This is a genomic window from Parahaemophilus parainfluenzae (genome assembly GCF_001053575.1).
Taxonomy (GTDB): domain Bacteria; phylum Pseudomonadota; class Gammaproteobacteria; order Enterobacterales; family Pasteurellaceae; genus Haemophilus_D; species Haemophilus_D parainfluenzae_S.
In genome coordinates, this window is the sequence record NZ_JVSL01000016.1 from 1 (window position 1) to 1,395 (window position 1,395).

A 1,395-nucleotide genomic window follows, 5' to 3' on the forward strand; every position below is an offset into this window, starting at 1 on the left:
TCAGATAGCTCTGATGGGGCGATTATTGCGGCTAAGACAGCGAAGAATGCGGTAGAGAATAATGCTCTTACTCCAGAAACAGTATGGGATGTGGCTAATCTTACAATAGGAGGAGCTTCTTTGGCTTATAATATTGAAGAGGGTAATTATGGAATGGCTGCTCTTGATGGAGTAGGGCTTATTTATGATGGCTTTGCTACAATAGTGCCATTTTTACCTGCAGGGGCATCTGCTGGGCTTAAAGCATATCGTGCTGGTAACTCAGTTAAACAGTCAGTTGCTATTGGTAGTGATGTAGCAAAAACAGCGAATGCTGCTCATCAAGCAGCGAAGAATTCACAAAATTTACTTGGTAACGCGAGAGCTGTGGGGAGTAAAATTCATAGAGACACAGGGCGTCGTATTGGAGAGGTGTCTGGAAAACCTTCGAAACTATCTAATAATGCAAATAGTTATTTTATAAGTGCAAATAAGGCAACAGGCAAACAGCCAGATTTAAGTTGGAAAGGGACGAATACATGGGGGGATTTAACCACTTCTGGACAATGGAATGCTCACGTAAAAAAATATGAGTCCGGGTTTGGTAGTACGTCTATCCCTATTATTTATGAGAGAGGAAAAGGTGTGGTTAATTATAATCCAATTCGACCATTTGCAGGAGCTTCTATATCGGCACCAACTACCATTATAAATAGTAATAACAGTAAAAAAGAGGATAAATGATGGCTTATCATGTTTCTTTAGTTAATACGGATAAAAAAGATATTTCTTCTAAACTCATTATGAATAAAGAAAAGTTTAGAGAATTTTTACTTAGAGAATTTAATATGAAGGAAGAGTTAAATGAAAATGGAGTTTTAGAATTCTATTATGATAAAGATGATCCTTCTTTTACTATTTTTTATACTGAAGGTATTGAAGGTGAATATTACATTAATACCACGGATGATAAGCATATAGAAAAGCTAATAGCTATTGCAGAAAAATTAAATGATGGTACTAGAGTTAGAGGAGATGAAGGGGAGACATATAACTCTTTAGAGGATACATATATCCATCCTGATGATGAATATTTATTTAAAAATACAACAAAGGAAAAATGGTTTTATTTTTTTAGAAATCCTTCTATAAAAATAGGTATTGTTATAGGGATTATTGTTTGTCTTATACAAATTTTATTTTTTAAATAGTAGCTCTTATAACTAGTTTGATTTAAACCTGCTCCACCACATGATCATTGGCGCTTACATAATTCTAGGGTTTTATTTCCTAACTCAGATCCTCAAGGACGTATTAAATTTCTTGACAGAAGACAAAAAGACATATCGGATTGCGGTATGGATTTTGTCAGTGGTGAAAGTGATAATCCAGAGGTCAATCTTTGTTTAGAGAAAA

At 34.6% G+C, this 1,395-nt stretch carries 2 protein-coding genes; both read left to right on the plus strand.

The features are described from left to right. Positions 1-723: VENN motif pre-toxin domain-containing protein (locus tag AC979_RS10085; RefSeq protein WP_193387046.1), on the plus strand; the 723-nt coding region annotated here is incomplete at its 5' end. Further along, on the plus strand, positions 720-1,190 hold the full coding sequence (locus AC979_RS02095) for a hypothetical protein (RefSeq protein ID WP_049372677.1): 471 nt from the start codon (positions 720-722) through the stop codon (positions 1,188-1,190). The genes AC979_RS10085 and AC979_RS02095, both read left to right, overlap by 4 nt. Positions 1,191-1,395: the final 205 nt, after the last annotated feature.